Annotated in this window: 3 protein-coding genes; all 3 read left to right on the forward strand. The window is 66.4% G+C overall.

Annotation, left to right across the window (positions count from 1 at the left end; translation table 11 throughout):
• A partial coding sequence (locus J0I42_RS23480; protein WP_291658552.1) for an AAA family ATPase occupies window positions 1-861 on the forward strand: 861 nt, incomplete at its 5' end.
• A gap of 8 nt (window positions 862-869) precedes the next feature.
• A complete protein-coding gene (locus J0I42_RS23485; RefSeq protein ID WP_291658553.1) occupies window positions 870-1,166 on the forward strand; it encodes a hypothetical protein in 297 nt (98 codons plus the stop codon).
• 146 nt (window positions 1,167-1,312) lie between these two features.
• Window positions 1,313-1,997, forward strand: a 685-nt coding sequence (locus J0I42_RS23490) for an AzlC family ABC transporter permease (RefSeq protein ID WP_291658554.1), incomplete at its 3' end; no start/stop codon positions are given.

Genomic DNA, 1,997 nt, shown 5'->3' on the forward strand with positions numbered 1-1,997 from the left:
GGCTATGTCGGCTTCGACCAGGGCGGGCTCCTGACCGACCAGATCGACCAGCATCCGCATAGCGTGCTGCTGCTCGACGAGATCGAGAAGGCCCATCCCGACCTGTTCAACATCCTCCTGCAGGTGATGGACCACGGCAAGCTGACCGATAATAACGGCAAGCAGGTCGATTTCAGGAACGTCATCCTGATCATGACCACCAATGCCGGCGCCGCCGACATGGCCCGCAACGCCTATGGCTTCACCCGGACCAAGCGCGAGGGCGACGATACCGAGGCGATCAACAAGTTGTTCGCGCCGGAATTCCGCAACCGGCTCGATGCGGTCATCTCCTTCGGCCACCTCCCGAAGACCGTGGTCGCCCGCGTCGTCGACAAGTTCGTGCTTCAGCTCGAGGCGCAGCTCGCCGACCGCAACGTCACGATCGAGCTTTCGGACGAAGCGCGCGAGTGGCTGGTCGATAACGGCTATGACGAGGCGATGGGCGCCCGCCCGATGGCGCGCCTGATCCAGCAGACGATCAAGACACCGCTCGCCGACGAGGTCCTGTTCGGGCGCCTGAAGAACGGTGGAGCGGTCAAGGTCGTCGTCGTCCAGTCCGAGACCGGCATCAAGGTGCTCGGCCTCGAATTCCCGGACGGGCCGGCCAGGCCCAGGCCGGAGAAGGACGTCGCGGCAGCGACGGCCAAGCGGGTGCCGAAGCCGCGCGCGAAAGCTGCGGCTGCCGGCAAAACGAGCAAGACTCCGCCGCGGCGAGCGCCTAAAGGTGGCGGCGCTCCCGACGGAACGGGTGGCGGCGTGCCGAAGGCCTCGGCCAAGGGCGTCCGCACCGTGCCGAAGGTTCCGCTGACGAAGGCCTGAGGACCGTGTTGTTCAAGCGAAAGACCGCGAACCTCGCCGCCGATAGCGGCGAGGTGCTTCAGGAGGCACCGGTGGCGCCGGCCGCACCGGCGCGCCCGAAGAAGGAAAAGCTCGGCTGGTTCGAGAAGCGGGACCGGCGGCGCCGCCGCCGCAAGATCTTCGAGGAAGTGCTGGGCTGGATTCTCGTGCCCGCCTTCATCTACCTGATCTATCTCGGCGTGCAGGCCGTCGGCGGCATTCCCAAGGAATTGATCGACTTCGCCAACGAGCTCATCGCCATCGCGATGAAGGGTGGCAAGAGCTGACCATCGGCGCGGGCGGCTTGCGTCAATCGCAGGTCGGGCCGGCTTGTCAGCATCTATGCAAGCGTCGCGTGCATGAACGATAGAGGAAAGGGCTCGACCTGTTCCGGGCCGAGACCTGTGTCGAGCCATCCCGCAACGATGACTTCATGAGCGTATCCGCCGACTGGAGCTGGCAGCGCGTCGCGCTGGCCGGCATGCGCGATGCGCTGATGCTGCCGGCCTGGATCGTCGGCTTCGGATTGATCGGCATCGGTTCGCTCGCGCGCGATGTCGGCTATCCCGTCGATGTCGCCGTGCTCTCGACCATTCTCGTCTGGGCCGGCCCCTCGCAGGTCCTGTTCTTCGCCTCGATCGCGGCCGGGGCTGCCTGGAGCGCGATCGTGATCGCGATCGCCTTCGCCTCGCTGCGCTTCCTGCCGATGACGATGGCGATCCTGCCATTGCTGCGCCGGCCCGGCCAGAGCATCTGGCAACAGCTCATCCTCGCGCATTACGTTGCGGTCACCGCCTGGAGCGAGGGCCTGCGGCGCCTGCCCGGCATCGCCCCGCATCAGCGCGTCGCCTATTTCCTCGGCTTCGCCAACACCTGCATGCTGGTGAGCTCGATCGGTACCTTCGCCGGCTATTACCTGCTCGGCGCGCTGCCGGTGCCTTTTGCGGCAGGGTTGCTCTGCCTGACGCCGATGTTCTTCCTGGTCTCGCTGATCGCCGGCCTGCGCCAGCGCGGCGATGCTGCGGCGCTGATCCTCGGGCTCGCCTTTGCGCCGGTCTGCGAGCGCTTCATCGGCGGCGGCTTCGACCTGATCATCGCCGGCCTCATCGCGGGAAGCC

Source organism: Allobosea sp., assembly GCF_017308015.1.
Taxonomy (GTDB): Bacteria; Pseudomonadota; Alphaproteobacteria; order Rhizobiales; family Beijerinckiaceae; genus Allobosea.